The organism is Actinomadura geliboluensis (genome assembly GCF_043197915.1).
Taxonomy (GTDB): domain Bacteria; phylum Actinomycetota; class Actinomycetes; order Streptosporangiales; family Streptosporangiaceae; genus Spirillospora; species Spirillospora geliboluensis.
Genome location: NZ_JBICUA010000008.1, coordinates 250779 through 277336 on the forward strand (window position 1 = coordinate 250779; position 26558 = coordinate 277336).

27 protein-coding genes and 1 pseudogene are annotated in these 26558 nt (G+C 73.4%); 20 read left to right on the forward strand and 8 right to left on the reverse strand.

Annotation, left to right across the window (positions count from 1 at the left end):
• The first annotated feature begins 35 nt into the window (after window positions 1–35).
• From ACGFI1_RS26030 to ACGFI1_RS26050, 5 genes are all read left to right on the forward strand, one after another.
• Window positions 36–803, forward strand: a complete 768-nt coding sequence (locus ACGFI1_RS26030; RefSeq protein WP_138637894.1) for a group II truncated hemoglobin — start codon at window positions 36–38, stop codon at window positions 801–803.
• Window positions 804–924: 121 nt separating this feature from the next.
• Window positions 925–3063 (forward strand): MMPL family transporter, encoded by a 2139-nt coding sequence (locus ACGFI1_RS26035; protein ID WP_392788688.1) that lies wholly within the window; start codon window positions 925–927, stop codon window positions 3061–3063.
• Between the two features lie 13 nt (window positions 3064–3076).
• Complete coding sequence (locus ACGFI1_RS26040) at window positions 3077–3649, forward strand: TetR/AcrR family transcriptional regulator (RefSeq protein ID WP_392788691.1); 573 nt, start codon at window positions 3077–3079, stop codon at window positions 3647–3649.
• Complete coding sequence (locus tag ACGFI1_RS26045) at window positions 3646–4332, forward strand: GNAT family N-acetyltransferase (RefSeq protein ID WP_392788694.1); 687 nt, start codon at window positions 3646–3648, stop codon at window positions 4330–4332. Before ACGFI1_RS26040 ends, ACGFI1_RS26045 begins: the two co-directional genes overlap by 4 nt.
• A gap of 162 nt (window positions 4333–4494) precedes the next feature.
• Entirely contained in the window at window positions 4495–4941 is a 447-nt protein-coding gene (locus ACGFI1_RS26050; RefSeq protein WP_387069324.1) for a DoxX family protein, read from the forward strand.
• Between the two features lie 114 nt (window positions 4942–5055).
• Here the strand turns inward: ACGFI1_RS26050 and ACGFI1_RS26055 are convergent, their stop codons facing one another.
• On the reverse strand, window positions 5056–5709 hold the full coding sequence (locus ACGFI1_RS26055; RefSeq protein ID WP_392788698.1) for a TetR/AcrR family transcriptional regulator: 654 nt from the start codon (window positions 5707–5709) through the stop codon (window positions 5056–5058).
• 116 nt (window positions 5710–5825) lie between these two features.
• Here ACGFI1_RS26055 and ACGFI1_RS26060 point away from each other — a divergent pair, with 116 nt between their 5' ends.
• Both ACGFI1_RS26060 and ACGFI1_RS26065 read left to right on the forward strand, forming a co-directional pair.
• Window positions 5826–7154: a cytochrome P450 gene (locus ACGFI1_RS26060; RefSeq protein ID WP_392788700.1), complete on the forward strand. Its 1329-nt coding sequence runs from the start codon at window positions 5826–5828 to the stop codon at window positions 7152–7154.
• An 83-nt stretch (window positions 7155–7237) separates the two neighbouring features.
• Window positions 7238–9178, forward strand: coding sequence for a WD40 repeat domain-containing serine/threonine protein kinase (locus ACGFI1_RS26065; protein ID WP_392788703.1), 1941 nt, complete (start codon window positions 7238–7240; stop codon window positions 9176–9178).
• A 7-nt stretch (window positions 9179–9185) separates the two neighbouring features.
• On the opposite strand, the gene ACGFI1_RS26070 is transcribed toward ACGFI1_RS26065, so the two are convergent.
• Entirely contained in the window at window positions 9186–11087 is a 1902-nt protein-coding gene (locus ACGFI1_RS26070; protein ID WP_392788706.1) for a protein-arginine deiminase family protein, read from the reverse strand.
• Here ACGFI1_RS26070 and ACGFI1_RS26075 point away from each other — a divergent pair.
• Genes ACGFI1_RS26075 through ACGFI1_RS26095 form a run of 5 tightly spaced genes read left to right on the forward strand, consistent with a single transcriptional unit; the run spans window position 11076 to window position 14627 of the window.
• On the forward strand, window positions 11076–12293 hold the full coding sequence (locus ACGFI1_RS26075) for a sensor histidine kinase (protein ID WP_392788709.1): 1218 nt from the start codon (window positions 11076–11078) through the stop codon (window positions 12291–12293). The genes ACGFI1_RS26070 and ACGFI1_RS26075 overlap by 12 nt on opposite strands.
• Window positions 12290–12931 (forward strand): response regulator, encoded by a 642-nt coding sequence (locus ACGFI1_RS26080; protein ID WP_392788711.1) that lies wholly within the window; start codon window positions 12290–12292, stop codon window positions 12929–12931. Before ACGFI1_RS26075 ends, ACGFI1_RS26080 begins: the two co-directional genes overlap by 4 nt.
• A 55-nt stretch (window positions 12932–12986) precedes the next feature.
• Window positions 12987–13436: a helix-turn-helix domain-containing protein gene (locus tag ACGFI1_RS26085; protein ID WP_205719636.1), complete on the forward strand. Its 450-nt coding sequence runs from the start codon at window positions 12987–12989 to the stop codon at window positions 13434–13436.
• Window positions 13429–13797 (forward strand): DUF4180 domain-containing protein, encoded by a 369-nt coding sequence (locus ACGFI1_RS26090; protein WP_138641176.1) that lies wholly within the window; start codon window positions 13429–13431, stop codon window positions 13795–13797. The genes ACGFI1_RS26085 and ACGFI1_RS26090 overlap by 8 nt, the downstream gene beginning before the upstream one ends.
• Window positions 13794–14627, forward strand: a complete 834-nt coding sequence (locus tag ACGFI1_RS26095) for an alpha/beta fold hydrolase (protein ID WP_392788715.1) — start codon at window positions 13794–13796, stop codon at window positions 14625–14627. Before ACGFI1_RS26090 ends, ACGFI1_RS26095 begins: the two co-directional genes overlap by 4 nt.
• A gap of 37 nt (window positions 14628–14664) precedes the next feature.
• On the opposite strand, the gene ACGFI1_RS26100 is transcribed toward ACGFI1_RS26095, so the two are convergent.
• From ACGFI1_RS26100 to ACGFI1_RS26115, 4 genes are all read right to left on the reverse strand, one after another.
• A complete protein-coding gene (locus tag ACGFI1_RS26100; RefSeq protein WP_392788718.1) occupies window positions 14665–15318 on the reverse strand; it encodes a DUF1990 family protein in 654 nt (217 codons plus the stop codon).
• On the reverse strand, window positions 15315–16721 hold the full coding sequence (locus ACGFI1_RS26105) for a DUF1990 family protein (RefSeq protein WP_392788720.1): 1407 nt from the start codon (window positions 16719–16721) through the stop codon (window positions 15315–15317). Before ACGFI1_RS26105 ends, ACGFI1_RS26100 begins: the two co-directional genes overlap by 4 nt.
• A gap of 117 nt (window positions 16722–16838) precedes the next feature.
• On the reverse strand, window positions 16839–17156 hold the full coding sequence (locus ACGFI1_RS26110) for a MerR family transcriptional regulator (protein ID WP_392742490.1): 318 nt from the start codon (window positions 17154–17156) through the stop codon (window positions 16839–16841).
• Window positions 17157–17258: 102 nt separating this feature from the next.
• Complete coding sequence (locus ACGFI1_RS26115) at window positions 17259–17699, reverse strand: Hsp20/alpha crystallin family protein (protein ID WP_392788723.1); 441 nt, start codon at window positions 17697–17699, stop codon at window positions 17259–17261.
• A 254-nt stretch (window positions 17700–17953) separates the two neighbouring features.
• Here ACGFI1_RS26115 and ACGFI1_RS26120 point away from each other — a divergent pair, with 254 nt between their 5' ends.
• From ACGFI1_RS26120 to ACGFI1_RS26135, 4 genes and pseudogenes are all read left to right on the forward strand, one after another.
• Window positions 17954–18460: a GAF domain-containing protein gene (locus tag ACGFI1_RS26120; RefSeq protein WP_392742493.1), complete on the forward strand. Its 507-nt coding sequence runs from the start codon at window positions 17954–17956 to the stop codon at window positions 18458–18460.
• Between the two features lie 56 nt (window positions 18461–18516).
• Complete coding sequence (locus ACGFI1_RS26125) at window positions 18517–19215, forward strand: GAF domain-containing protein (protein WP_386872164.1); 699 nt, start codon at window positions 18517–18519, stop codon at window positions 19213–19215.
• Between the two features lie 114 nt (window positions 19216–19329).
• Window positions 19330–19716: pseudogene (locus tag ACGFI1_RS26130) on the forward strand (STAS domain-containing protein); the annotation flags it as partial.
• 354 nt (window positions 19717–20070) lie between these two features.
• Complete coding sequence (locus ACGFI1_RS26135; RefSeq protein ID WP_386872168.1) at window positions 20071–20520, forward strand: GNAT family N-acetyltransferase; 450 nt, start codon at window positions 20071–20073, stop codon at window positions 20518–20520.
• A 22-nt stretch (window positions 20521–20542) separates the two neighbouring features.
• On the opposite strand, the gene ACGFI1_RS26140 is transcribed toward ACGFI1_RS26135, so the two are convergent.
• Window positions 20543–21370 carry an SAM-dependent methyltransferase gene (locus ACGFI1_RS26140; protein ID WP_392742502.1) on the reverse strand — a complete coding sequence of 276 codons (828 nt, stop codon included), beginning with the start codon at window positions 21368–21370 and terminating at the stop codon, window positions 20543–20545.
• Window positions 21371–21563: 193 nt separating this feature from the next.
• On the opposite strand from ACGFI1_RS26140, the gene ACGFI1_RS26145 reads away from it, so the two are divergent.
• Complete coding sequence (locus ACGFI1_RS26145; RefSeq protein WP_392788727.1) at window positions 21564–24167, forward strand: MFS transporter; 2604 nt, start codon at window positions 21564–21566, stop codon at window positions 24165–24167.
• A gap of 3 nt (window positions 24168–24170) precedes the next feature.
• A complete protein-coding gene (locus ACGFI1_RS26150; RefSeq protein ID WP_386872174.1) occupies window positions 24171–24416 on the forward strand; it encodes a hypothetical protein in 246 nt (81 codons plus the stop codon).
• A 6-nt stretch (window positions 24417–24422) separates the two neighbouring features.
• On the opposite strand, the gene ACGFI1_RS26155 is transcribed toward ACGFI1_RS26150, so the two are convergent.
• On the reverse strand, window positions 24423–25256 hold the full coding sequence (locus ACGFI1_RS26155) for an MBL fold metallo-hydrolase (RefSeq protein ID WP_392742510.1): 834 nt from the start codon (window positions 25254–25256) through the stop codon (window positions 24423–24425).
• A gap of 156 nt (window positions 25257–25412) precedes the next feature.
• Between ACGFI1_RS26155 and ACGFI1_RS26160 the strand changes: the two genes are divergently transcribed.
• Both ACGFI1_RS26160 and ACGFI1_RS26165 read left to right on the forward strand, forming a co-directional pair.
• Complete coding sequence (locus ACGFI1_RS26160; RefSeq protein WP_392742512.1) at window positions 25413–26243, forward strand: SAM-dependent methyltransferase; 831 nt, start codon at window positions 25413–25415, stop codon at window positions 26241–26243.
• Window positions 26240–26455 (forward strand): DUF397 domain-containing protein, encoded by a 216-nt coding sequence (locus ACGFI1_RS26165; protein WP_138639817.1) that lies wholly within the window; start codon window positions 26240–26242, stop codon window positions 26453–26455. The genes ACGFI1_RS26160 and ACGFI1_RS26165 overlap by 4 nt, the downstream gene beginning before the upstream one ends.
• Window positions 26456–26558 lie beyond the last annotated feature (103 nt).

Genomic DNA, 26558 nt, shown 5'->3' on the forward strand with positions numbered 1-26558 from the left:
TTGACTACCCCGACCGAAAGCGCCCTGGGGGTCTCGTGATCGTCGAATACATCCGCTACCGCATCGAACCGGACCGCACCGACGCGTTCGAGGCCGCCTACGCGCGCGCCTCCGTCCCGCTCGCCGCGGCGCCCCAGTGCGTCGACTACGAGCTGTCGCGGTGCGTCGAGGAGCCGTCCTCCTACATCCTGCGCATCTGCTGGACGTCCGCCGACGACCACATGAAGGGGTTCCGCGGCGGCGAGCACTTCCCCGCCTTCTTCGCCGAGATCAAGCCGTACGTGCGGCAGATCGAGGAGATGCGGCACTACGAGCGGACGCCGGTGGCCGGCGCCGGATCGTCCGTCCCGACGATGTACGACTGGGCGGGCGGGAGCGAGGCGTTCGAGCGCCTCACCGAGGTCTTCTACACGAGCGTCCTCAAGGACGACCTGCTCTTCCCCCTCTTCGAGCACATGGCCCCGGACCACCCGAAATGGGTGGCGATCTGGCTGAGCGAGGTGTTCCGCGGCCCGGAGCGCTACAGCGCGGAGCGCGGCGGCTACCACCACATGGTCCGGCAGCACCTGCGGCGCGGCATCACCGAGGCGCAGCGCCGCCGCTGGGTCTCCCTCCTGATGGACGCGGCGGACGAGGTCGGCCTCCCCGACGACCCCGAGTTCCGCGCCGCGTTCGCGTCCTACATCGAGTGGGGCACGCGGATCGCCCTCGCCAACTCCCAACCCGACGCCAAGCCGCCCCTTGAAGCGCCCATGCCGCACTGGGGGTGGGGCGTGGCGCCGCCTTACATCCCCTCCAAGTAGCGGCCCGCGAGATGTGCCGTCCTCCCGCCGCGGAGGGCGGCACGTCCGCGTTTCCGGGCTTTGACAAATAATGCTAGCTGACTAACACTTCCTATCGTACTAGCGAAAGGGAGTGAGTCTCATGGCGGTCCTGCTGTCCCGGCTCGGCCGGTTCTGCTTCCGGCGGCGCCGGCTCGTCGTCCTGCTGTGGACGGGCCTGCTCGTGGCCGCCGTGTCCGGCGCGGCCGCGCTGTCGGAACCGGCGCCGGACTCGTTCTCCGTCCCGGGGACCGAGGCGCAGCGCGCGAACGACCTGGTCAAGGAGCGCTTCCCGCAGGCCACCGGCGGCGCGTACGCCCGCGTCGTGTTCGCCGCCCCCGCCGGGCGGCGGCTGGACGACCCCGCGACCCGGGCCGCCGTCCAGCGGGCCGTCGCGCGGATCAAGGCCGCCCCGGACGTCGCCGAGGCCGCCGACCCCTTCGCCCGGCGCACCGTCTCGCCCGACGGCCGGATCGCGCTGGCCGAGGTCGCCTACCGCGTCCCGGCCTACGAGCTGACCGGCGCCGACCGGGACGCGCTGCGCACGGCCGCCGTCGTCCCCGGGCTCCGCGTCGAGATGAGCGGCGACGCCGTCGCGTCACCCGAGGAGGGCGCCGGCGAGCTGCTCGGGGTCGTCGCCGCGGCGCTCGTCCTGCTGGTGACGCTCGGGTCCCTCACCGCCGCCGGGCTGCCGCTGCTGACCGCCGCGTTCGGGATCGCCGTCGGCGTGTCGGCCGTCGCCGCCGCCGGCGCGTTCGTCGAGCTCAACTCCGACACCCCGGCCCTCGCGCTCATGCTCGGCCTGGCGGTCGCGATCGACTACGCGCTGTTCATCATCGCCCGCTACCGCCAGGAGGTCCTGGACGGGCGCGAACCCGCCGACGCGGCCGGACGGGCGGCGGGCACCGCCGGATCCGCCGTGGTGTTCGCCGGGCTGACCGTCGTCATCGCGCTCGCCGGACTCGCCGTCGTGGACATCCCCGTGCTGACCCAGCTCGGCCTCGCCGCCGCGTTCACCGTGTCCGTCGCCGTGCTGGTCGCGCTGACGCTGCTGCCCGCCCTGCTCGGCTTCGCCGGTCGCCGCGCCCTCGGCGGTCGGCGCGCGCTCGCCCGCGCCTCCCGCCCCACCGTCCCGGCAGGACGCCGCTGGGGCCGGTTCGTCGTCGCCCGTCCCGTCCCGGTCCTCGTGCTGGCCGTCACCGCGCTGCTCGTGGCCGCGCTTCCGGTGCCCGCCCTCCGACTCGGCCTGCCGGACGACGGCACCGCCCCGTCCGGCACCACCCAGCGGCAGGCTTACGACCTGCTGGCGGACGGTTTCGGCCCCGGCGTCAACGGCCCGCTGACACTCGTCGTGCAGGCACCCCGCGCCGCCGCCGAACGCGTCGCGAAGGACGTCGCCGCCATGGACGGCGTCGCCTCCGTCGACGCCCCGGTGATGGACGCCGCCGGCACCACCGCCCTCGTCGGCGTCGTCCCCGCCACCGGGCCCACCACCGAGGCCACCGAGGACCTCGTCCACGCGATCCGGGACCGCTTCCACGCCCGCGGCGTCGCGGTCACCGGGCAGACCGCCATCGACATCGACACCTCCGAGAAGCTCGCCGGCGCGCTCGTCCCGTACCTGCTGGTCGTCATCGGCCTCGCGTTCCTGCTGCTCACCGTGGTGTTCCGCTCGATCCTGGTGCCGCTCAAGGCGACCGCCGGATTCCTGCTCAGCGTCGCCGCCACGTTCGGCGCGGTCGTTGCCGTGTTCCAGTGGGGATGGCTGAACGGGCCGCTCGGCGTCCACTCGTCCGGCGTCATCGTGAACCTGCTGCCGGTCATGCTGATCGGCATGGTGTTCGGGCTCGCCATGGACTACCAGGTCTTCCTCGTCACCCGCATGCGCGAGGAGCACGTCCGGGGCGCGTCCCCGGCGGACGCCGCCGTCGCCGGCCTCGCCCACGGCGCGCGCGTGGTCACCGCCGCCGCCATCATCATGATCAGCGTGTTCGCGGGCTTCGTCCTGTCGGTGACCCCGATGGTGCAGTCGTTCGGCTTCGCGCTCGCCGCCGCCGTTTTCTTCGACGCGTTCCTCGTCCGGCTGACGATCGTCCCGGCGGTGATGGCGCTGCTCGGCCGCGCCGGCTGGTGGCTGCCCGCCCGCCTCGACCGCGTCCTGCCCCGGGTGGACGTGGAGGGCGAGCGCCTCCGGGACGTCCCCGAGGCGGTGACAGTAGGCTCCTCGTCCGAGGCGAGATGACGGAAGGCGGGCGATGGCGCCGAAGCAGGGCCTGCGGGAGCTGAAGAAGGCGAGGACCCGGGCCGCGATCCAGCGGGAGGCCCTGCGCCTGTTCCGCGAGCGCGGCTACGACGCCACCACCGTCGAGCAGGTCGCGCAGGCCGCCGAGGTCGCGCACACGACGGTCTTCCGCTACTTCCCGACGAAGGAGGACCTCGTCGTCAGCGACGACGCCGACCCGGTCTTCTTCGACGCGCTCCGCGCGCAGCCCGCGGACCTGAGCCCGGTGGCGGCCCTCCGCGCCGCCCTCCGCGAGGTCTTCGGCGGCTTCTCCGCCGAGGAGCTCGCGGCGGGCCGCGACCGGACCGTGCTGATCCTCTCCGTCCCCGCCCTGCGCGGCGTCGCGTTCGGCAGCTTCATGGACACCCTGCGGACCGTGAACGGCATCCTCGCCGAGCGCTCCGGCCGTCCCGCGACCGAGATCCGCACCCTGACCGGCGCCGCCTTCGGCGTCATGCTCGATCTGATGCTCCGCTGGTCGGAGGACCCGTCCCTCGACCTCCCCGAGGCGCTGGACGAGGCCCTCTCCACCCTCGAACCGGCATGAACCGCGACGACACGGCGCTCGACGACCCCGTGGGCGAGTCCCTGCGCGGCCACCACGCGCACCTCGGCCGCCGCCGGGGCAGGGCCGCCACCTACCTCCCGGACGTCGCGACCTTCTCCGCCGTCCCCGCCGACCCCGGCCCGGCCGACTGGGTCGACCTCGCGCGGCTGCTCGGCCCCGGCGGGTTCGCCGACATGTTCAGCAGCCCCGCCATCCCTCCACCGGACTGGGAGCCGGTCTTCGTTCTGGACGGCCTCCAGATGCTCTGGCCGGACGGCGCCCTCCCCGACACCGACCCCGCCGTGGTCGAACTGGGCGATCGCGACGTGCCGGACATGCTGGATCTCGTCGCACGCACCCGCCCTGGACCGTTCTGGCCGCGCACCCACGAACTCGGCACCTATCTGGGTGTTCGCCAGGGCGGCACCCTGGTGGCAATGGCGGGCGAACGGCTCCGCCCTCCCGGCTGGACGGAGATCAGCACCGTCTGCACGGCCCCCGAGGCGCGCGGCCACCGCCACGCGGCCCGCCTGATCCACTCCCTGGCGGCCCGCATCACGTCCCGAGGCGACCGTCCCTTCCTGCACGTGGCCGCGGACAACACGGGCGCGATAGCCCTCTACGAACGCCTCGGCTTCGAGCCCCGGCGAAAAGTGACCTTCCGCGGCTTCCGCGTCCCGTAACGCACGCCTCAAGCCGGCATGGACTTGCCGTCGCTCTGACCTGGGCTTATGTGGTCTCGAAAAAATCTTGAAGAAAAATCGGGCGGGATGTCGATCCGGCCGGGGTTCGTGCGACGCGTCAGTGAAGGCCGATGAGATGCACCGCACGGAAGGACCACCGCCATGACCGCTCAGACCGCTCAGACCGTCCAGTCCCCGACCGCCGCCGCTCCCGTCGAGTCCACCGCTGACGGTGGCTCGGTGCGCAAGGTGCTGTGGGTGCCGCAGGTGCTGCTCGCGGCGTTCCTGCTGATCGCCTCGGGGCTGCCCAAGCTGGTCGGGCAGGCCGACGCCGTGGAGACCTTCGACCTGATCGGGTGGGGCCAGTGGTTCCGCTACGTCACCGGGATCGTCGAGGTGTCCGGCGCGATCGGGCTGCTGGTACCGCGGCTGGCGGGGCTGGCGGCGACCGGGCTGATCGGCCTGATGGCCGGCGCGATCACCACGCACCTGCTGGTCCTGGACCCGGCCTGGAGCCTGATGCCCGCCGCGTTCGCCGTCGTCTTCGCCGCCATCGCCTGGAACCGCCGCCACGACACCCGCGAACTCCTGCACTCCCTCAAGCGCTGACCACACGAAGACACGGCCTGCCCGAGGCCACCCCCTCCCCGGGCAGGCCGTTTCGCATGTCCGCCCTGGCCATCCGGTCCCGCGCGGCTGAGCCGGGGGCGCCGGTGCGGCCGGTCAGTGGAGGCGGTTGTGGAGCGGAGCGGCGAGTTCGGTGGTGCTCAGGACCAGGGCGACCGTGTAGTTGATCAGGTGGTCGCGGTCGATGCCGAGGTCTCCGCGGAGCCAGGCGGTGAAGAGGTCCCACAGGCCGGCCGTGAGGGTCAGGCCGGTCAGCTCCAGGTCGGTGTCGGAGAGCAGGACCTGGTCCAGGGTCTCGTGGGTCTCGGCGGCGAAGATCGCGGCCAGCGTCCGGACGATCTCGATGCGCCGCTGCTGGAGCAGCGGCGAGGCGGGGAACGCGTGGGTGAGGATGTGGGCGCGGCGCGGGTCGCCGGTCAGGAAGTCGAGGACGGCGGTCACCGCGGCGCGGGTGCGGGCCTGCGGCCGGCGGGGCGCCCGGTGGGCGGCCGACAGGATCACGTCCGTGCCCAGGGCGACCTGGTCGTCGACGACCGCGAGGAGCAGGGCGTCCCGGTCCGGGAAGTTCTCGTAGAAGTAGCGGTCGTTGAGCCCGGCCCGCGCGCACACCTTCCGCACGGTCGTGGCCGCCAGCCCCTCGGTGCCCAGCAGTTCCAGCCCGGCCGCCAGCAGCGCGGCGCGGCGGCGGGCGCGGCGCTGGTCGGCGGGCACGCCGCGGTACGGGCGCGCGGGTGCGGGGTCGGAGGTCACAGCCCAGATTGTGCCCCATCCCTTGACTTCATCCGCGAATCTGGGGACGCTGAGCACCAGATATCTGGTGTGACGCTTCACCAGAATCGCGGACGAGACGGGAGCGTGAGGTCCGGATGGCCACGGAGACCCCCCGAAAGCTGACGCCGGCGGACATCGACCTGAGCGACCTGCGCTTCTGGACGCGCCCCCTCCACGAGCGGGCGGAGGCGTTCGCGGTGCTGCGGGCCCAGCCGAAGCCGGTGTTCCTCGTCCTGCCGAAGCTGCCCTTCCTCCCGCAGAGCCCGGGGTCCTGGGCGCTGACCCACCACGCCGAGGTGACGGAGGCCAGCCGCAACCCGGACGTGTTCAGCAGCGAGCCCAGCGCCACCAGCCCGGCCGACATGCCGCGCTGGATGGACAAGTACTTCAACTCGATGATCGACATGGACGATCCGCGGCACGCCAAGATCCGCCGGATCGTGTCCCGGGCGTTCACCCCGAAGATGCTCGCCAAGGCCGAGGACGACATCGCGCGCCGCGCCGCCCGGATCGTGGACGAGCTGATCGAGGCGGGCGGCGGCGACTTCGTGTCCGGGTGTGCGGCGCGGCTCCCGGTCGAGGTCATCTGCGACATGCTCGGCATCCCCGTCCGGCACCACCGCCGGGTGGTGGAGTGGACGAACATCATCGTCGGCTACAGCGACCCCGAGTACGTGGGCGCGACGTTCGAGTACGGCGGCGCCGAGCCGAAGATCGGCCGGCTCGCCACGATGCGGATGCTGGGCACCGTGGCGTCGGCGGGGTGGCGGCTGCACCGGCTGGCGTTCAAGCTCGGGCGGGAGCGCCGGGCCGCGCCGACCGACGACCTGACCTCGGCGCTGGTGAACGCCAACGTCGACGGCGAGCGGCTGAGCCCCCGCGAGTTCGCCGCCTTCTTCCTGCTGCTCGTCGTCGCCGGGAACGAGACGACGCGCAACGCGATCGCGCACGGCCTGAAGCTGTTCACCGAGCACCCCGACCAGCGCGAACTCCTCCTTGAGGACTTCGACGGGCGCATCGGCGGCGCCATCGAGGAGATCGTCCGCTACAGCAGCCCCGTGATCTTCATGCGCCGCAACCTCACCCGCGACTACGAGATGAACGGCCACACCTACCGCAAGGGCGAGCGGGTGACGCTGTTCTACTGGTCCGCCAACCGGGACGAGGCCGTCTTCACCGACCCGGACCGCTTCGACATCCTGCGCTCGCCGAACCCGCACGTCGGTTTCGGCGGCCCCGGCCCGCACTTCTGCCTGGGCGCCAACCTGGCCCGCCGCGAGATCACCGTGATGTTCCGCGAACTGTTCACCCGCCTGCCCGACATCGCCGCCGGCGACCCCGACCGCCTGCAGTCCGGCTTCATCAACGGCTACAAGCGCCTCCCCTGCACCTTCACCCCACCCACCGCCCGCACCTCGGCATGACGTCCGCCGCACCCGTGTTCCGCTGATCACCAAGGGGCGCGGGGCACTATCGAGGCACGGCTCGGTGTGACTAATGTGCCGCTGTGACACGGGACGTGGGAAAGGTCGTGCTCGGCCGGTACCGGCTGCTGGAGGTGCTGGGCGAGGGCGGCATGGGCGCCGTCTGGCGCGCGCACGATGAGCGGATGCGCCGGGACGTGGCGCTCAAACAGCTCAAACTCCCCCTGAGCCTGGAGGCCGGGGAGCGCGAGCAACTGGTGGCGCGCATGGAGCGGGAGGCGCGCTCGGTCGGGATGCTCAAGCACCCCGGCGTCATCACCGTCCACGACCAGTTCCACGACGACGACGGCCTGCCCTGGATCGTCATGGAGCTGGTGCGGGGCCGCTCCCTCGCCGACCTTCTCCGCGACAACGGCCCGCTGGACGACGCGGAGGCCGCGCGTATCGGCGCGCAGATCGCGGAGGCGCTGGCCGTCGCGCATGAGGCGGGGATCGTGCACCGCGACATCAAGCCCGCCAACATCCTGCTGGAGGGACGGCGGGTCGTGGTGTCCGACTTCGGGCTCGCCGTCATCCCCGGCGAGACCACCCTCACCGCCACCGGCGCGTTGCTGGGCACCCCCGCCTATCTGTCTCCTGAGCAGGTCAACGACCGGGAGGCGACCGCCGCGTCCGACATGTGGTCGCTGGGCGCCACCCTGTACGCCGCCGTCGAGGGACGTCCCGCGTTCAGCGGCGGCACCATGGCGGCGCTGCTGCTGGCCATCGCCCGGGGCGATCCGGCTCCCGTCCAGCGTGCCCGGCGGCTGGCGCCGGTCCTGCACGACCTGCTGCGCCGCGATCCCCGGCAGCGTCCCACCGCCAAGGCCGCCGCAGCCGCCCTCGCGGCCCTCGCCGGACAGACAGCCGCCGCGCCCGCCGTCACCCGGCCGGCCCCACCGGTCCCGGACCCTGCCGCCGTCCCGCCGCTCCCGCAACTCTCCCGCCGCACCTATCTCGTCACCGCGGGCATCGCGGCCCTCGCCTTGGCCGTCCCCGTCGGCTACCTAGCGACCCAGGAGAACGGGACGGGACGGCCCCGCAAATCGCCTCCTCCCACCGCACCGTTCCTCATCGGGCAGCCGCTGGCCGGCCACAGCCTCTCCGTCAACGCGGTGGCGTTCAGCCCGGACGGCAGGATCCTCGCCTCCGCGAGCGACGACCGCACAGTGCGGTTGTGGGACGTCGCCACCCGCACACCCCTCGGCGCACCCCTCACGGGCCACGAGAAGGACGTCACGTCGCTGGCGTTCAGCCCCGACGGAAAGGCCCTGGCCACCGGCAGCCGGGACAAGACCGTGCGCATGTGGGACGTGGCCACCCGCAAACCCATCGGCAAGCCCCTCACCGAACACGAGGACCCCGTCAGGGCGGTGGCCTTCAGCCCGGACGGCAAGCTGCTGGCCACCGCCGACGTGGGCACCCTCCTGCTGCGGAACGCGTCCACCCGCAAACCCATGGGCGGCCCCCTCGAACAACGCGGCACCTTCGACTCGATCGCGTTCAGCCCGCGCGGCAGGATCCTGGCCGGAGACGCCTACGACGTGGTGTTGTGGGACGTATCAGGCCGCAAGCCCCGCGCCCGCGACATCACAGGCGACACCAACGGCGTCCTCGCGGTGGCGTTCAGCCCCGACGGCAAGCTGCTGGCCGGTGCCGGTGAGAAAAAGCAGGACGATGTGCGCCTGTGGGACGTGGCCACCCGCACACAGCTCCCCCAGTCCTTCATCAACCACACGGAGGACGTCAACACGGTGGCGTTCAGCCCCGACGGCAAGACCCTGGCCACCGGCAGCTCAGACCAGACAGCGCAGCTATGGGACGTGGCCACCGGCAAACCCCACGGCGACCGCATCGGCGGCGACGAGGGCACCATCCGCTCGGTGGCCTTCAGCCCCGACGGCAAAACCCTGGCCACCGCAGGCTCCGACAACGCCGTACACCTATGGCACATCCCACCCAGCCCCCGACAAACCCCCGCCTGAACGCCCCTTAGCGGGTGGAGTGCCACCAGGGGGTGGTGGTGGCCAGGTTGCGTTGGACGTTGGTGACGCAATGGATGTCGCCGCCGGCCGTGCCGACGTAGTGGGAGTAGTCCCAGTCCTCGATCCAGTGGACGCGGACGCCTGCCGTGCCCAGTGCCCGCTCAGTGGCTTGCTGGAAGACGTCCTGGCCGCCCTGCCGTGGCCCGTGCTGGGCCGGGGCGAGGTATCCGCCGGTGCCGGTGCTGATGCCGTTGGCGGCGTCCGGCAGGTAGGTGACGGTCAGGTCCTTGCGCGGGTAGTCGCCGGGCAGGTCGATCTTGGCGAACAGCGCCGGGACGCGGATGACGTCCCGTTCGGTGATCCCGGCCTTCTCGCGGAACTGGCGGAGGGCCCGGTCGACGCCCGCCGCCGCGATGCGGGTGCCGTTCACCAGCTCCGGCTTGCGGAGGGCCTGGGCGACCGTGAGGCCGGGGAACTGCGTGTTGGACGGGGCGACGCCCTCGACCAGCCGCTGCCCTCCGCCGCCGGTGGCGGCGACCTTCTTCAGCAGGTCCATGCCCATCCGCGGGTCCGCGATGACCATGGCCCAGCCCTTGCCGCCGCGCCGGGGGACGAAGTGGAGGAACTCGTCGATGTGGCCCACGCCGAGCCAGCTCGTGTCGACGGCGATCGGGTCCTGGTGGCCCTGCGCCTCCAGCATCCGGACGAACTTCGCGTCGGGGGTGAACTTGCCCTCGCCGCCGTAGACGATCCGGCCCGTGCGGTACTTGCCGTACGGCGGGATCGTCCCGAAGTTGCCGCTCGAACTGGCCGACCCGTAGTACAGGTTGTCGTCGGGGCGGTCGACCGCGGTGGCGTCGAACTCCTGGATCCCCGCGACGCCCGGTCCGCGCATCATGGTGAACACCGGGCGGGACGCGTCCCGCAGCGGGCGGTCGCGGGCGGGGAAGTCGGGGGTCACGGCCGGGGACCTGAGGTTCACCACGATGCGGTGCTCCCTGCCGCCCGGGCCCGGCATGGACGCGTAGCCCGCCTTGAACATGTCGCCCATCCACTGGTCGCCCCCGGCCGGGGACTCGATGAACGGCTTGCGCAGCCCCTCGGCGTCCAGTGCCCGCCGCAGGTCGCGCCGGTACGCCTCCTGGCCCTTGACGGGCTTGTCGGGGGCCTTGCCCTTCTCCAGCGTGACGGGAGCCTTGGGGTTCGCGACGACGGCGCGGTCCAGGGGGAGGAGGTCGTGCTGGAAGAGGACGGGCGCCACGCGCAGCCGCACCTTGTCGGACCGGGTCCGCCCGCCGTCGGCGACCGTCAGCGTGAGGTCGCTGAACCCGGACCAGACGGCCGGGTCGCGGACGACGTCGCGGGCCTCGACCGCGAGCCGTACCCCGTGGCGGAGTTCCTCCGCGGTGATCGCGCCGTCCGCGCCGAGTGCCGTGAGGCGCCCGCCGCGCTCGACGAAGATCCGCACCTTGCTCCGCGACCGGGCGTCGGGATGCAGCGCCGCCCGCGCGGAACCGGACACGCCCTTCATCGCCGGGATCTCCAGCGGTGCCAGGTCGGCGGCGTCGGCCGCGCCGTTCACCACCGTGTCGGACGCGTCGTTGCACGCCGCCAGCGCGGCGTCGGTGAGCCGCTTGCCGTTCGCACCGGCCGTCGGGCAGCGGGAGGCGTCGTCGTCGAGGTTCGGCAACATGATCGCCCCGCGCGTGGCCGTCCACGCTCCGCGCCGGGCGTCGTCGGCGGGTGACAGCCGTCCGTCGCGGTCGGTGTCGGCGCGCAGCAGCGCGTTGCCGGACGACGCCGACGGCGCGCCGGCCAGCGCCGCCTCGGCCGTGATGCCGCAGCCCGCGAGGCAGGCCACCGCGGCCGCGGCCAGCCCGGTTCGTACGATTCGCTTGTGACCGTTCATGGGGACAAGCCTCGCGATCATGGCCCCGGACGGGCATCGACCGTTCGGCAGATCTTCGCGGCGGGCACCTCGTCCGTTCGGCAGAGGCGCCCGCGCGCCCTCACCGCCGGAGCGCTGATCGCGGCCCTCGCGATGGCCGCCGCCGCGGGCACACCGGGCGTGGGGCCGTTGATCACGCTGTCGGCCTGGCTGACCGGCGCCGCGCTGGTCCTCATGCTCGCCTTTCCGGACGTCCGGCCGAGCGCGATCGCGGGCGCGGCCGGAGCCGGCTCGCTGGCCGCGACCCTGGCCTTCCAGGGGCCCGCCGGAAACCGGACGGCCGGTTGGTGGCTGGCGGAGTCGGTCGCGGCGGCGGTCGTCCTCCATCTGGTGGTGCGGCGCGCGGACGCCCGTCCCGCCGCGCTCGCGGGAGTGGCGGCCGCCGTCGCGGTGACCGTGCTCCCGCTGCGGCTGACGCTGCACGTCGTCCCGCCCGCGAGCCCGCGCGGCGCGGTGCTCGGCTGCCTGTTCTGCGGGCTCGGCGCGGCGGTCGCCGCCGGGACCGGGCTGTACCTGCGGTCGCTGGACGCGCGGCGGTCCCGGTCGGTGGCCGAGGCGCGGCGCGCGCAGCGCCTCGACCTGGCGCGCGACCTGCACGACTTCGTCGCGCACGAGGTCGGCGGGATGATCGTCCAGGCGCAGGCCGCGCAGCTCGGCGGCGACACCGCGGCGGCGCTCCGGCGGATCGAGGCGGCCGGGGCGCGCGCGATGGCGTCACTGGACCGCACCGTCCACATGCTCCACGACGACGGCCCCCGCGACGGCCCCCACGGCCTGGACGAACTGCCCGCGCTGGTAGACCGGTTCAGCACGTCGGACGGGGCCCGGACCCGGCTGACGATGGAGGACGTCACCCCTCCTCCCGAGGTCGCGGCGACGGCGTACCGGCTGGTCGTCGAGGCCCTGACGAACGTCCGGCGGCACGCCCCGGGCGCGACCGCCGTCGAGGTCTCCGTCACCGCGACCGGGCCGCACCTGCGCGTCGCCGTCACCGACGACGGCCCTGGAGGCCGCACGGGCCGGCGGCGCCAACGGCGGCGCGGCGGCCTCGGGCTCCCGGGGACCGCCGAGCGCGTCGAGGCCCTCGGCGGCGACTTCCGGGCAGGTCCCGCCGGTGATCGGGGCTGGCGGGTGATCGCCCTGATCCCACTACGATCGCCGCCATGACCACTCGGATCGTCATCGCCGACGACCAGGATGACGTCCGTGGCGGCTTCCGCATCATCCTGGACGCGCAGCCCGACATGGAGGTGGTCGGGGAGGCCGTCGACGGCGCCGCCGCCGTCGACCTGGCCCGGCGGCTGCGTCCCGACGTCGTCCTCGCGGACATCCGGATGCCCCGCATGGACGGCCTGGAGGTCACCCGGCTGCTGGCCGGCCCCGGCGTGCCCGATCCGCTCCGGGTGCTCGTCGTCACGACCTTCGACCTCGACGAGTACGTGTACACGGCCCTGCGCGACGGCGCCTGCGGCTTCCTGCTGAAGCGCTCCGGCCCCACCCTCCTGGTGGAGGGCGTCCGCGCGGCCGCGGCGGGGGACGCGCTCATCAGCCCCACGATCACCACCCGGCTGCTGCGCCGCTTCGCCCCGCCCCGCCCGCGCGCCGACGACGGCAGCCTCACCGGCCGCGAGGCCGAGGTCGCGACGCTCGTCGCGCGGGGCCGCACCAACGCGGAGATCGCCGCCGAGCTGTCCATCACGCCCGGCACCGCCAAGACGCACGTCGCGAGCATCCAGCACAAGCTGGGCGTCCGTAACCGCGTCGAGATCGCCGCCTGGGCCTGGCAGACCGGCCGGCTCAGCTGACGACGGCGGTCTTAAAGTTCCCTATTGCTCCCTTCGTGGCGTATGTTAGGTGTCAATGGACGACAAGATGTACTCGGTCGAGGAGGTCGCGGACCTTCTCGGGCTTCATGTGCGGACGGTGCGGCGGTACATCCGGGAAGGGCGGCTCAAGGCCGTCCGGATCGGCAAGCAGTACCGGATCGGGCGCGACGGCCTGGAGGAGCTGACCGGGAGGCCGGAGCCCGCCGGACGGTCCGCCGCGCGGGTCGAGGTGTCGAGCATCGTGCAGGTCGACGGTGTCGACCGGCACCTGGCGGACCGGCTCGGCACGCTGGTCGTGAGCGCTGCGCAGAGCGGGCCCGACCCTGGGCAGCCGGTGCACATCCAGGTCGTCCATGACGAGGAAGGGCAGCGCTTGAAGGTCGTGCTGCTCGGCGGCGCGGCGGCCACGGCCGAGGTGCTGCGGTTGATCGACGCCGTGCTCGGCGAGGGCGGCGTGCTCGGACGGGAGGCCGGCGATGACTGATGTGGTGCAGGAGCGGGCCGGGGTCCAGGTGCTGGTCTGCGACCCGGACGGCCCGCTGATCGCCACCCTGGAGGACGGGCTCGACCTGGTCGGCGCGACCTACCTCGGCGCCGAGGTGGTGGCGGTGCCCGCGAACCGGCTGGACGTGCGCTTCTTCTCGCTGGGCACCCGTTTCGCGGGCGACCTCATGCAGAAGTTCGTCCAGTACGGGGTGAAGCTCGCGGTCGTCGGCGACATCTCCGGGCACATGGCGGGGAGTTCGGCGCTGCGTGCGCTGGTGCGGGAGTCGAACAGGTCCGGCCATGTGTGGTTCGTCCCGGACCTGGAGGCGCTCGACGCGCGGCTCGCGGGGACGCCATGAGCGTGATCTACAAGTCGGAGGCGGGGCGGCGCGAGCTGCTCGGCCACTACGAGCGGGCGCTGGACGCCTGGCCGGTGCCCGCCGAGCAGGTCAGGGTGCCGACCCGCGAGGGCGAGACCTTCGTGCTGGTCTCCGGCCCGCCGGACGCGCCGCCCCTGGTGCTGCTGCACGGCTCGGGAGCGAACGCGGTCATGTGGCGGGACGACGTCCCGGTGTGGTCGCGGCACTTCCGCACCCACGCCGTGGACCTCGTCGGCGAGCCGGGGCTGAGCGCGCCCTCGCGTCCCGTCCTCGGCACCGACGCCGTCGCGCTGTGGCTGGACGACGTGCTCGACGGCCTCGGCATCGCGGACGCGGCGGTCGCCGGCGCGTCCCTCGGCGGCTGGACGGCGCTCGACTATGCCGTCCGGCGGCCGGAGCGCGTGACCCGGCTGGCGCTGCTGTGCCCCGGCGGGCTGGGTCGGCAGAAGATCGGCTGGGTCTTCAAGACCCTGGCGGGCCGCCTGGTCGGGCGCGGCGGGCTGCGGGAGTCGGCGATGACCGTCACGGGCCTGGGCGAGGGGAGCGAGGTGCTCGACGGCGTCGTCCTGACGTTCACGCACTTCAACCCGCGCCGGGAGAAGCTCCCGGTGTTCCCAGACGACGCGCTGCGCGGCCTCCGCATGCCGGTGCTCGCCATCGTCGGGGCCCGGGACGCCATGTTCGACTCGCGGCAGACCGCGCGGCGCGTCCACGAGCTCGTCCCGCAGTCGACGGTGAAGCTGCTCCCGGACGTCGGCCACGCCGTCTTCGGGCAGACCGGGACGATCGACGAGTTCCTCCGGGCGTGACGCCCGCGCGGCGGTGTCAGGGCGCCGGGCGGCGGTGTCAGGCCGCCGGGCGGGGGTGGCGGTCGGCGGTCAGGGCGGCGGTCGTCATCCGCTCCATCCGCCGGCAGGCCCGGTCGTAGAACTTGAGCTGGGTGCGGCGGCCGAAGACGCGGAAGCCGAGGCGCTCGATGGGGTGCGGTTCGGCCGCCGGCTGCGAGAACGCGTGGATGTGGAACTCGACCTCGCCGGTGTCGAGCCACTTGCGGACCTCCTGGTCCATCTGGCCGCGTTCGAGGTGCCCCTTCAGCGTGCGGTAGTTCCAGCCGTAGACCCGGACCTGGCGCCCGTCCAGCTCGACGGTCTCGTCGACGACCTCCCCGACGCGGACCCCGAGGTAGAAGCGCAGGCCGTAGAAGTGGCCTTCGAGCAGCATGTTCCGGCCCGGCTCGGGCGGGCCGGAACCACTGATCCTCCGGATGACGGCCGGGTCGGCGTACGCGTAGTTCTGCACGAGCAGGCGGGCGATCTGCCAGCTTTCGCCGGGCACCGGCGGGCCGGGCGGCTCCGGAGGGAGCGGCTGCCGGCGGTCGTCGACGTCCCAGCCGCTCTCGGGCTTGTGCACGTCGTGCTGGGACGGGTCGAAGTTCAGCGGAAGGCGGTGCAGGCCCGCTTGCAGGCGCGTCCGCCGCAGGCGCCGTGTCCCGGGCCTCATCGCGGCGCCTCGCGGAGGTGACGATCGTGTGAGACCTGCTGGACGGCGGCATACGTCGGGCCGCGCACCTGCTGGAGCAGCCCCGCGGGCTCCAAGCCCTCCACGGGGTTGTACGCGGGGTTGAATCGCCTGGCCTCGGTGGAGGCGAGCCCTTGCAGCCGGAGTTCCCCGAACCGCTCCCAGCCGCCGAACTCGGTCGCCACCAGCAGCGTCAGCGAGAACGGCCGGTCCCGCACGGCGTGATCAAGGGAGCGCAGGTCGGCCGGGACGGACGGCGAGTGGTAGACGGCCGCGCCGAGGATGAGGCGGCGGTCACCGGCCCGGTAGGGGAGCAGGGAGCCGTAGAAGGCCGGGCTCCACACGGCCTTCAGATGGAGGAGGCGGCGGCCGAGCAGGGTGTGCCCGGTCGTGGCCAGCAGCAGTTCCGCGTCGGCGCCGGACGGCTGCCGCCAGCGCAGGGCCAGGCCGAGGATGTCCGGCATCAGGGGCGGGAGGCCCATGGCGCGGGAGAGCCGCACCTCGGCCGGCAGCTCCGTGTGCTCGTCCAGGAAGGGGACTCCCCAGTACTGGGACGTTCCGTGCAGCATCAGCGTGGCGTTGAAGAGGAGCCCTTCGGGATGCAATGGACGGCTCCGCACGCGGGCCGCGAGCGCGAAGGGGTGCTTGAACGCCGCGGTGACCGCGCGGGCGACCAGGGTGTCCTCGGGGGGCGAGCCGCTCGCCCGTTCCGTCTGGACCTCCACCTCGCCGACCATCCGGCCGCCGGACAGCTCGGCGACCCGGGCGCAGAAGTGCGCCCACATGTGGAGCTGCATCTCCTTGGCGATGCCGACCTTCTCGTAGAGGACCGCCGCCAGCCGCTCCCCGCTGCGCGCCCACGACTCGATCGTGAACACGAGGTCGCCGCCGTCCGGGTCCCGCACGGCGCGGAACTCGATCTCCCCGGCCTCCAGGTGGCCGTGCAGCGTCGCGAACCGGAACGACTCCGGAGTGCGCTCCACGACCCGCACCGGGCAGTTCCACGGCCCCGGCATGTGGACGACGTACTCGTCCTCCACCTCCAGCGGCAGGGAGGCCCCGGACGTCTTGTCGAAGACGGCGACCTCCACGGGCGAGGCCGCGTTGAGGTCGGCGCCCAGCCTGGTGATCAGCTCCGCCGGGCTGAGCGGGCTCCCGGCGATCCGGATCGCGTACCGCCGCTGGAACACCGGGCCGACGCCCTGCCGCGCGTCCTGCACCCGGTCGCCGGGGCGCCGCGGGATCCGCCTGACCTCGGCGACCGCCTCGGTCCGGAGCCGGCGGCGCCGCACCCGCCGGGACGTCCGCAGCCAGCGCCAGGCCGCGAGCCCCATGCCCGCGGGCCAGCGCGCCGCGCGCACGCGCCGCCGCCACCGCACTCGCACGACGCCTCCCCCCGAAGTCGCCCTCGCCGCCCCGCTCGGGGTGACGGGCCTGCCCTACCCGGTCTGACCAGGGCGAATCCAGCGGCGGTACGGGTGCGGAGGCGCCGCGCGGGCCGGTCAGGCGTCGCGGCCGCGGGCGGCGAGGCGGCGGGCGAGCTCGTCGCGCTCGCGCGTCACCTCGGCCAGCTCGTGCTGGAGTTCGAAGATGCGCCGGATGGCGGGCAGGGTCATGCCCTCGCCCATCAGCGTGACGACCTCCTGGATGCGGCCGATCTCGTGGCGGCTGTAGCGGCGCTGGCCGCCCGAGGAGCGCTCGGGGGAGACGACCCGCTGGTCGTCGATGCGGCGCAGAAACGCCTGCTGGACGTCCAGCATCCGCGCGACCTGGCCCACCGTGAACAGGGCGGCGTGCTCGTCATCGATCGGCAGGCGCATGGGGGTTCCTCCTTCGCAGGCCGCGCGCACGGCCGGCGGGGGTGGCCCCGGCCCGCGCGGGGGGGTGTCGCGGGTCCGGGGCCGTGTCCGGAGCCGGCCGGGTCAGCTCTTGATCGCCTTCTGCCCGCCGCCCGTCTGCTGGACGGCGACCTTGCGCGGCCGGGCCTGCTCCAGGACGGGGATGCGGACGGCGAGGACGCCGTTGTCGTAGGCGGCCTCGATGCCTTCGGCGTCCAGGTGCTCCGACAGGTAGACCCGGCGGGTGAACGCGCCCATCGGCCGCTCGCGGACGAAGGCCCGCTCGTCCTCGCCGAACTCCTCCTCGCGGCGCGCGGTCACCGTCAGCACGCCGCGGTCGACCGTGACCTCGATGGAGCCCGGCGCCACGCCGGGCAGGTCGAACCGCAGCACGACGTCGTCGGCGCGGCGGACGCCGTCCATCGGCATGCCGGCGCCGCCGCCCATGGCACTGGCCTGGCGGACGGCCCGGTCGAACTGTCGCTCGAACTCCTGCACGAAGGGGTCGATCGACGTCAGCAACATGACATCACCTCCGAGGACCGCCGGCGCCGAGCCGGGCGCCGGCCCGCTTGCTCCTTGTACAAGAGGAAACTTGCAACTCCACTTATAGGTTCCTTGCGAGCGGATGTCAAGGCACGGCTGGAGCCCCGGCTGCTGGACTGATCTCGTCGCGGTGTCGACCGGCGGACGGAAACCGCCGCGAAGCGGGTAGGGTGAACCAAAAGTTCCGCCCTGTGTCCGCGGATCAGCAGGCAATGCTGCCCGAGGTGAGGAACATGGCGAACGGACGCGGCGCCGGTGACGGCGCCCACCAGGCCGCCGGCCGGCTGGCCGGCGCGCTGCGCTCGATGGCGGTGATCTCCCGCGCGGACGGGACCGCCCTGATGCTGGCCGCCGAGCCGAGCGGGCTGCGCGCGGTCGGCGGATCCACTCCCGAAGGGTTGAACCTGCAGTACGCCCAGCAGCTCGTTCAGGCGGGCCCCGCCCTGGACGCCGTCTCCGCCGACCACCCGGTCGCCGTGGACGATCTGGACGGTCATCCCGACCGTCCCGGGTACGCGCGGCTGGCGCTCACCGCGGCGCCGGTCAGGGCCGTCCTCGCGGTCCCCGTCCACGTCGGCGGCGAGGTCGTCGGGGCGCTGAACTTCTACCAGTGCGCGCCATGTCCATGGACGAGCAGGCAGATCGCGCTTGGGGAGCACCTGGCCGAGACCACGGCCGACCTCCTGGTCCGGCTGGCCGCGCGGCCGGCTGCGGGCGACGGCGCCCACGGCCTGCCGTAGTGCCTCCACATCTCGTTCACCACCGTTCTCTCAGCAAGCAGTCAAGGATGTGGAGCATGATGCATATCGACACCGACGCGTTGGACTCCAGTCTGGAGGTGCTGCGCAAGGCGCCCGTCGACTCGGACGTGGCCCGCGCCCTCCAGCGGGTGGTCAGTTCGGTGGACCGGCTCTTCGGCTACGACGGCGCCGGGATAATGCTCATCGACGACTCCGAGGCGCTGCTGTACGTGGCCGCGTCCGACGAGGTCGGCCGGTCCCTGGAGGAGGCCCAGGCCAGCGCCGGCCAGGGCCCCTGCTACGAGACCTATGTCGAGGGCCGGCCCGTCTCGACCAAGGACGTCCGCTCCGACCCCCGCTGGCCGCAGCTCGTGGACGTGCTCGACGAGCGGGTGCGGGCCGTCGCCGGAGTGCCGCTGCTGCTGGGCGGCAGCCCGGTCGGCACGCTCAACGTCTACCGCTCCGAGCCGTACGGCTGGGACGACTCCGACTTCGCGGCGCTGCACGCCTACGCCGGGCTGATCAGCGAGCTCATGGCGGCGGCGCTGTCGTCCCGCGAGCACAGCGCCACCGCCACCCAGCTGCAGTACGCGCTGGACTACCGGGTCATCATCGAACGCGCCATCGGCTTCCTGATGGCCACCCACGGGCTGGACGCCGTCGCGGCGTTCAACATGCTGCGCAAGCAGGCCCGTAACACCCGCCGCCGTGTCGCCGATCTGGCCGCCGAGATCCTCAAGGACGGCACGCCCTAGCCCCGGCCCCTCATCGGGCCCCTCTGACCCGCTTCTTCCCCGCTCGCTCCACCTCGGTCCGGCCCCTGACCCCTGCCCGGTCCCGGAGAATCCGCCCCTGCCTCTGGAGGCTCTGTGACCACCGCAGATGGGCGCCGCCCCGCCGGCGCCCGCCCGACCGCGCCCGACCCGCCCGCCGAGATCGGCCTCACCTGCCCTGACGGGACGCCGCTGCTGGCCGTCGGCACCCGCCTCGACGGGACGACCGTCGAGCTGCTCCTGGAGGGCGAGCTCGACGTCGCCGGCTCCGAACCGCTGCGCCGGCACATCGCGGCGGTGATCGCCGCGCACGACCCGCACCGGCTGCTGCTGGACCTGTCCGGCCTGAGCTTCGCCGACTCCAGCGGCCTGGCCGTGTTCGTGTGGGCGCACAAGGAGATGACCGGGCGCGGGCACGGGCTCTGCCTGCGCCGGCCGCAGCCGAAGGTGCTGCGCGTCCTGCACGTCACCGGCCTCCACACCCGCCTGGACGTCGCCGGGGGGGGGGGGGGGGGGCGCCCGGCCCCCCCCCCCGCCCCGCCGGGGGGGGGGGGGGGGGGCCCCCCCCCCCCCCCCCCCCCCCCCCCCCCCCCCCCCCCCCCCCCCCCCCCGCGCCCGCCCCCCCCCCCCCCCCCCCCCCCCCCCCCCCCCGCCCCCCCGCCGCCGGGGCCCCCCCCCCCCCCCCCCCCCCCCCCCCGACGAGGACGGGCCGTTCGGGACGTACCGGCGCACCATCCGCTGACCACCGCGGCCGAGACGACCGGTGCGGCCGGGATCACGGCGGGCGGAGAACCCGCCCGTGCGTCCCGCCCGCGGCGGTCGGTTAGGGTGCGCTGGATGGACACGGGACTGATCATTCGCCCCTACCGCCCGTCCGACGAGGACGCGGTGATGGACCTGTGGTCGCGGGCGTCCAAGCTCGCGCACCCCTTCGTCGAGGGGGAGGGCGAGGGCGAGCGCGCCCGCAAGGTCCGGGAGGTCTACCTGCGCATGGCCGAGAACTGGGTCGCGGAGGACGCGTCCGGCGCCGTCATCGGGCTGCTCGGCCTGCTCGGCGACGAGATCGGCGGCCTGTTCGTCCACCCGGACGCGCAGGGGCACGGCACCGGCCGCGCGCTCGTGGAGCACGCGGCGGCGCTGCGCGGCGAGGTACGGCTCGAGGTGTTCGAGGCCAACGCCAAGGCCCGCGGCTTCTACGAGCGGATGGGGTTCGAGGAGCGGGACCGCAAGCCGGAGGCGGACACCGGCCACCCGGTGGTCGTCATGGTCCGGCCCGTCCGCGGCTGAGGCGCCCGGCCGATCCGTGTGACTAGGGCTTCCGGCCGAGTCCGCAGAACTGGTAGACCGGCTTCGGCGGCCCGTCGAGGCCGCTGACCGCCGGGCGCCACTGCGAGCACGACACGACGCCCGGCTCCAGCAGGTCCAGCCCGGTGAAGAAGCGCTCCAGCTCCGCGCGGCTGCGCAGCCGCATCGTCGCGACCCCGGCCTGGTTGCTCATGTCGACCGCCTGCTGCGCGGCCTCGCCCTCGACCTCCCCGGTCGGGTGGGCGATCGCCAGGTGGCTTCCGGACGGGACGGCGGCGAGCAGCCGGTCCACGACCCGCTGCGCCTCGTCCTCGCCGGGGATGAAGTTCAGGATGCCCAGCATCATGATCGCGACCGGCCGGGAGAGGTCGAGCGTCGCCGACGCCCGCTCCAGGACGGTCTCGGGGTCGCGCGCGTCCGCCTCGATGTAGTCGGTGGCGCCCTCGGGGGTGGACGTCAGCAGGGCGTGCGCGTGCGTGAGCACCAGCGGGTCGTTGTCGACGTACACGATGCGGGACTCCGGCGCGATGCCCTGCGCGACCTCGTGGGTGTTGCCCGCGGTGGGCAGACCCGTCCCGAGGTCCAGGAACTGGCGGATGCCGGCCTCCCCGGCCAGGTGGGCGACGGCGCGGCCGAGGAACCCGCGGTCGGCGCGGGCCGAGGCGACGATGCCGGGGATGACCGCCTGGATCTGGTCGCCGAGCTCCCGGTCGACGATGTAGTTGTCCTTGCCGCCGAGCCAGTAGTTCCAGACCCGCGCCGTGTGCGGGACGGAGGAGTCGATGGCCGGGCGGTCGCCGGACGGCCCGTTCGCGGGGGAGGTGCCGGTCATGCGCCGAGATTAGCCAGTCCGGGCGATCTCGGTGGGCCGATATCGCTTTGTGGTGGCATTCCGGATATCGGGCGGTGCTTTTCCCGGGTTATGCGCGCGCCGCCGGGCGCGGCGAGGTGTGACGACCGGGTGACGGGTAGCCCTACCGCTGATCAACTGGGCGACCGCCGCACCGGCGAGGAAGGGCCTGCGCATGACCGCCGACGCACGCTTGGGCACGATCACCACGCGCGTCCCGGCACGGCTGGACCGGCTGCCGTGGTCGCGGTTCCACTGGATGATCGTCGTCGGCCTGGGCACCGTCTGGATCCTCGACGGCCTCGAGGTCACCATCGTCGGCTCCGTCGCCGCGCGGCTCACCGAGCCGGGCAGCGGCATCGCGATGACCCCGTCCGACATCGGGCTCGCGGCGGCGATCTACGTCGCGGGCGCGTGCCTCGGGGCGCTGTTCTTCGGCCAGCTCACCGACCGGTTCGGCCGCAAGAAGCTGTTCATCCTCACGCTGGCCGTCTACGTCGCCGCGACGGTGGCGACCGCGTTCGCCTTCGCGCCCTGGTACTTCTTCGCCTGCCGGTTCGTCACCGGGATGGGCATCGGCGGCGAGTACGCGGCGATCAACTCGGCCATCGACGAGCTGATCCCGGCCCGCGCCCGCGGCCGCGTCGACCTCGCGATCAACGGCAGCTACTGGGTGGGGTCCGGGCTCGGCGCGCTGGCCGCGCTGCTGCTGCTCGACACCTCGTTCTTCGCGCAGGACCTCGGCTGGCGGCTGGCGTTCGGGATCGGCGGCGTGCTCGGCCTCGCGATCATGATCGTCCGGCGGCACGTGCCGGAGAGCCCGCGCTGGCTGTTCATCCACGGCCGCCAGGAGGACGCCGAGCGGATCGTCGACCGCATCGAGGGCGAGGTCCGCGCGGAGACCGGCCGCGACCTCGCCGAGCCGGGCGAGAGCATCACGGTGCGGCAGCGCCGGGCCATCCCGTTCCGGGAGATCGCGCAGGTCGCGGTCAAGGTCTACCCGAAGCGGGCGACGCTCGGGTTCGCGCTGTTCGTCGGGCAGGCGTTCCTCTACAACGCGGTGACGTTCGACCTCGGCACGATCCTGAGCAAGTACTTCGACGTCGCGTCCGGGGCGGTGCCGTACTTCATCGCGCTGTTCGCGTTCGGCAACTTCCTCGGCCCGCTGCTGCTCGGGCGGATGTTCGACACCGTCGGCCGCAAGCCGATGATCTCCGGGACGTACTTCATCTCCGCCGCGCTGACCTGCCTGCTCGGGGCGTTCCTGGTGACCGGGGCGCTGTCGAGCTGGACGTTCATCGCGCTGGTGTCGGTGACGTTCTTCTTCGCCTCCGCCGGCGCCAGCTCCGCCTACCTGACGGTCAGCGAGATCTTCCCGATGGAGACCCGCGCCCTCGCCATCGCGTTCTTCTACGCGATCGGCACCGCCGCGGGCGGCATCACCGGCCCGCTCCTGTTCGGCAACCTGATCGACAGCGGCGCCGCGGAGAAGGTCGCGATCGGGTTCTTCATCGGCGCCGTCATCATGGCGCTGGGCGGCGTCGCCGAGCTGTTCTTCGGCGTCCGCGCCGAGCAGGCGTCGCTGGAGGCCATCGCCCGGCCGCTCACCGCGGAGGGGGCGGAGGGCGAACCGTCCGAGAAGGCCCCGGCGGTGAGCGGCGGCGAAAAGGCGAACCGGCCGGCGCTGGAGGCGCGGCGGCACGCCGAGGAAGGGCGGGCGCGCGCCGCCGAGCACCGCGCCGCCGTCCACGAGCTGCGGCCGCGCGCGGCCGAGGGCGACGCCGCCTCCCTCGAACGGCTCCGCGTCGAGGAGGTCCTCGCGCAGATCGCCGAGTGGGACGCCGAACGCCTCACCGAGGAGGCCACCGCCCACGAGGAGCGGGCCCACGCGGAGCGCGCCCGCGACGACACCGAGCGGGCGAGCGCCCTGGGCCGCGCCGAGGCGGCCGGCGAGCGGGCCCGCGCGCTCCGCGAGCGGGTCGAGGCCCTCGCCGCGGAGAACGAGCAGAACTCCGCGCTGCACGCGGCGCTGGCCGCCGCGGCGGACGAGCGGGCGCGGGCCGGCGAGCAGCGGGCGATGGCCGCCGAGACCCGCGGGCGCGCCGCCGGGCTCGACGGGACCGAGGCCGAGATCGTGCTGGAGCAGGCCCAGACCTACACCGAATGGGAGCGCATGCACACCGAGCTGGCGCTCGCCCACGCCGCCCGCGCCGACGGCGACGAGGAGGAGGCCGGCGCGCACGAGCGGCGGGCCGAGGTCCACCGGATGCGGGCCGAGTCCGCCGCCGACCGGATGGAGGCCGCGCAGCACCGCTCCGCCGCCGAGTCGCTGGCCGCGGAGGCGGGCACGGCCGCGCAGGCCGATCGGGAGCGCGCCGAGGCGGCGGACCGGGAGCGGGCGGCGCGCGAGCGCGACGAGCGCATCCGCGCCCGCGTCCTGCGCCGCGAGCGGGAGCGCCGCGCGGGCCTGCGCCGGTTCCTGCCCGGCCCGGGGCAGGCCTTCTACTCGCCGGGCATGATGATGACCGCCCGGTCGGCCGAGTGGGCGTCCGGCGCCGACCGCGCGCTGGACCGCGAGGTCACCGCCATCGCGCAGGCGCTCGCCGAGCACGGGCCGATCGGCCGCACCCGGCTCGCCGAGGTGGTCGGCGCGCGCTACTGGGGTCCCGGACGGTTCCGCGCCGCGCTGCGCGAGGCCGTCCACGAGGGGCGGGCGCGCCCCCTCGCGAGCAACCGGTACGGGCCGCCCGAGAACCACGACGCGAACCCGGAGGCATGACCGATGCCGACCTGCCGCTTCTTCGGGCACGACTTCCGCTTCACGGCCGAAGGCGCCACCATGCGCTGGACGTGCGCGCGCGGCTGCGGTGCCGGCGGCTCGAAGGAGTACGGCACCGCGTCCGAGGCGCGGCGCTACGCCCGGGCCTTCGACAAGAAGGACACCGACGACATGGGCCGCCGTGCCCCGCTCGTCGCGCTCTTTCCGCTGCGCCTGGCCCACGCCATGCGCAGACGGGAGCGCCGCTGAGCCGCGTCAGGCGGTCTGCTGAGTGAATGTGTGTGTCTGACCCGGTTCGACGTAGGTCGCCTGGTCGCCGAAGCCTCGGAGTTCCATCTCGCGGCGGAAGTCGTCCAGGGGCGAGCTGAAAACGCTGTAGTCGTTGTAGTGGACGGGCACCGCCCTTGCGGGACGGATCGTCTCGAACAAGTCCGCGCCCTGGGTGGCGTCCATCGTGACGATGAGCCCGCCGGGCAGCTTGGTCCCGCCCAGGTGCAGGACGGCGAGGTCGATGTCGCGGGTACGGCGGGCGATCTGCTGGATCCCGTCGAACATCAGCGTGTCGCCCGTGATGTAGAGGCGGAACTGCACGTCGCCGGCGGCCGGAGCGAACTCCAGGAGGCTGCCCATCACCGGGGGCAGCAGCATGCGGGCCGCGCCGGGCGCGTGCCGTCCGGGCATCGAGGTGATCCGGAGCAGCGCGCCGTCCTTCACCATCGTGTGCGTCTCCCAGGTGCGCAGCCCGACCGCGTGCCGGAAGCGGTGCCAGCCTTGGAGCCGGCGGGCGGCGTGCGGCGTCGTGACGATCGGCAGGCCCCGGTCGAGCTTCGCGCGGGCGACCCGGTCCCAGTGGTCGCCGTGCAGGTGGGACAGGACGACGCCGTCCAGCCGCGGCAGTTCCTCGATCCGCAGGGCGGGCTCGGTCAGCCGCTTGGACGTGAGCCCGAACCCGAGATAGGCGCGCTGCCCGCGGTGCAGGAAGTTCGGGTCGGTCAGCAGCGTGAACGGCCCGCAGCGCAGCAGGGTCGTCGCATTGCCGACGAATTGCATGGTGAGCTGGCGCAACGCGAGGTCAGGTGCGGTCTTCATGGTCGTTCCCCCCTTTCGGCCCTTCGGCGGGTGATGCCCAGGCGAGCGCCGCCGAACCCCCGCCGGCCCGGTGCGGGCCCGGCCGGGACATCGCCTCGTCTTGACCAATTGCTTCATAATTCGTGCATCACAAGATGCGGCAATGGAGGCCAAGCGATGAGCGACATCGAACAGGCTCCACCCGGGGTGGACAGCACGATCCCCAGCCCGGCCCGAATGTACGACTACATCCTCGGCGGCTCGGCCAACTTCACGGTCGACCGCGAGGCCGTGAAGAAGGTCCGCGCGCACATGCCCGACCTGGAGGACGCCGCGTGGGCGAACCGCGGGTTCCTCCAGCGCTCGGTGCGGTGGCTGGCCCAGCAGGGCGTCCGGCAGTTCATCGACGTCGGCGCCGGCCTTCCGACGGGCAACAACACCCACGACGCGGTGCAGAAGGTCGCCCCCGACGCGCGGGTCCTGTACGTCGACAACGACCCGCTGGTCGAGATCCACGCGAAGTCCCTGCTGGAGGGCGTGGCGGGGACGGCGTTCATCACGGCGGACTTCCGCGACCCGGACGGCCTGCTCGGGCACGAGGAGACCACCGCGATGATCGATTTCACCGAGCCGGTGGCGCTGCTGCTGGTGACGGTGACCCACTTCGTCCCGGACGAGGACGACCCGTGGGGGGTCGTGCAGCGGTACGTGAGCAGGCTCGCGCCGGGCAGCTACGTGGCGCTGTCCGCGATCAGCAGCGACCGCCAGGTGAGCGAGGAACTGGACCAGGTGACCGCGGTGTACGCCAGGTCGTCGTCCGGCGGCGCCTACCCGCGGCCCCGCGCGGAGATCGAGCGGTTCTTCGCCGGGCTGGAGATCGTCCCGCCGTACGAGGGGGCGCCCGCGGAGTTGTGCCATCTCGGTGTCTGGGGCGCCGAGGACCCTGACGAGGCCGATAGTGATGGCTCACAGCTGGGCTACTGCGCTGTGGCGAGGAAGCCGGCATGAGGAAACCGACCGCGGCGGAGCTGGGCGTCGATCCGGACGCCCTCGACTGGCAGCGCTCGGAGAGCGACGAGGGCGGAATCGAAGTCGCTTTTGTCGGGGAATGGACCCTTTTGCGCACGTCCGGCGACCTGATCTCGGTGTTCGACCAGCACGAATGGGCCTGCTTCCTGGACGGTGTGCGGAAGGGCGAGTTCGACCGCGCCGCATCGTGAGGGCCGCATCGTGAGGCCCGCCCCGTGACCGCGATTCGTGAAGCACTTCCTCATCCGGCCAGATCTGTGATTCACAAATTCGGAAGGCGTATGCTGATGGCGG

Coding starts and splice junctions, on each gene's coding strand:
- ACGFI1_RS26035 (WP_392788688.1), top strand. CDS start 925: ATGGCGGTCCTGCTGTCCCGGCTCGGCCGGTTCTGCTTCCGGCGGCGC.
- ACGFI1_RS26040 (WP_392788691.1), top strand. CDS start 3,077: ATGGCGCCGAAGCAGGGCCTGCGGGAGCTGAAGAAGGCGAGGACCCGG.
- ACGFI1_RS26045 (WP_392788694.1), top strand. CDS start 3,646: ATGAACCGCGACGACACGGCGCTCGACGACCCCGTGGGCGAGTCCCTG.
- ACGFI1_RS26050 (WP_387069324.1), top strand. CDS start 4,495: ATGACCGCTCAGACCGCTCAGACCGTCCAGTCCCCGACCGCCGCCGCT.
- ACGFI1_RS26060 (WP_392788700.1), top strand. CDS start 5,826: ATGGCCACGGAGACCCCCCGAAAGCTGACGCCGGCGGACATCGACCTG.
- ACGFI1_RS26070 (WP_392788706.1), bottom strand. CDS start 11,087: ATGAACGGTCACAAGCGAATCGTACGAACCGGGCTGGCCGCGGCCGCG.
- ACGFI1_RS26080 (WP_392788711.1), top strand. CDS start 12,290: ATGACCACTCGGATCGTCATCGCCGACGACCAGGATGACGTCCGTGGC.
- ACGFI1_RS26085 (WP_205719636.1), top strand. CDS start 12,987: ATGGACGACAAGATGTACTCGGTCGAGGAGGTCGCGGACCTTCTCGGG.
- ACGFI1_RS26090 (WP_138641176.1), top strand. CDS start 13,429: ATGACTGATGTGGTGCAGGAGCGGGCCGGGGTCCAGGTGCTGGTCTGC.
- ACGFI1_RS26095 (WP_392788715.1), top strand. CDS start 13,794: ATGAGCGTGATCTACAAGTCGGAGGCGGGGCGGCGCGAGCTGCTCGGC.
- ACGFI1_RS26100 (WP_392788718.1), bottom strand. CDS start 15,318: ATGAGGCCCGGGACACGGCGCCTGCGGCGGACGCGCCTGCAAGCGGGC.
- ACGFI1_RS26110 (WP_392742490.1), bottom strand. CDS start 17,156: ATGCGCCTGCCGATCGATGACGAGCACGCCGCCCTGTTCACGGTGGGC.
- ACGFI1_RS26115 (WP_392788723.1), bottom strand. CDS start 17,699: ATGTTGCTGACGTCGATCGACCCCTTCGTGCAGGAGTTCGAGCGACAG.
- ACGFI1_RS26120 (WP_392742493.1), top strand. CDS start 17,954: ATGGCGAACGGACGCGGCGCCGGTGACGGCGCCCACCAGGCCGCCGGC.
- ACGFI1_RS26125 (WP_386872164.1), top strand. CDS start 18,517: ATGATGCATATCGACACCGACGCGTTGGACTCCAGTCTGGAGGTGCTG.
- ACGFI1_RS26135 (WP_386872168.1), top strand. CDS start 20,071: ATGGACACGGGACTGATCATTCGCCCCTACCGCCCGTCCGACGAGGAC.
- ACGFI1_RS26140 (WP_392742502.1), bottom strand. CDS start 21,370: ATGACCGGCACCTCCCCCGCGAACGGGCCGTCCGGCGACCGCCCGGCC.
- ACGFI1_RS26145 (WP_392788727.1), top strand. CDS start 21,564: ATGACCGCCGACGCACGCTTGGGCACGATCACCACGCGCGTCCCGGCA.
- ACGFI1_RS26150 (WP_386872174.1), top strand. CDS start 24,171: ATGCCGACCTGCCGCTTCTTCGGGCACGACTTCCGCTTCACGGCCGAA.
- ACGFI1_RS26155 (WP_392742510.1), bottom strand. CDS start 25,256: ATGAAGACCGCACCTGACCTCGCGTTGCGCCAGCTCACCATGCAATTC.
- ACGFI1_RS26160 (WP_392742512.1), top strand. CDS start 25,413: ATGAGCGACATCGAACAGGCTCCACCCGGGGTGGACAGCACGATCCCC.
- ACGFI1_RS26165 (WP_138639817.1), top strand. CDS start 26,240: ATGAGGAAACCGACCGCGGCGGAGCTGGGCGTCGATCCGGACGCCCTC.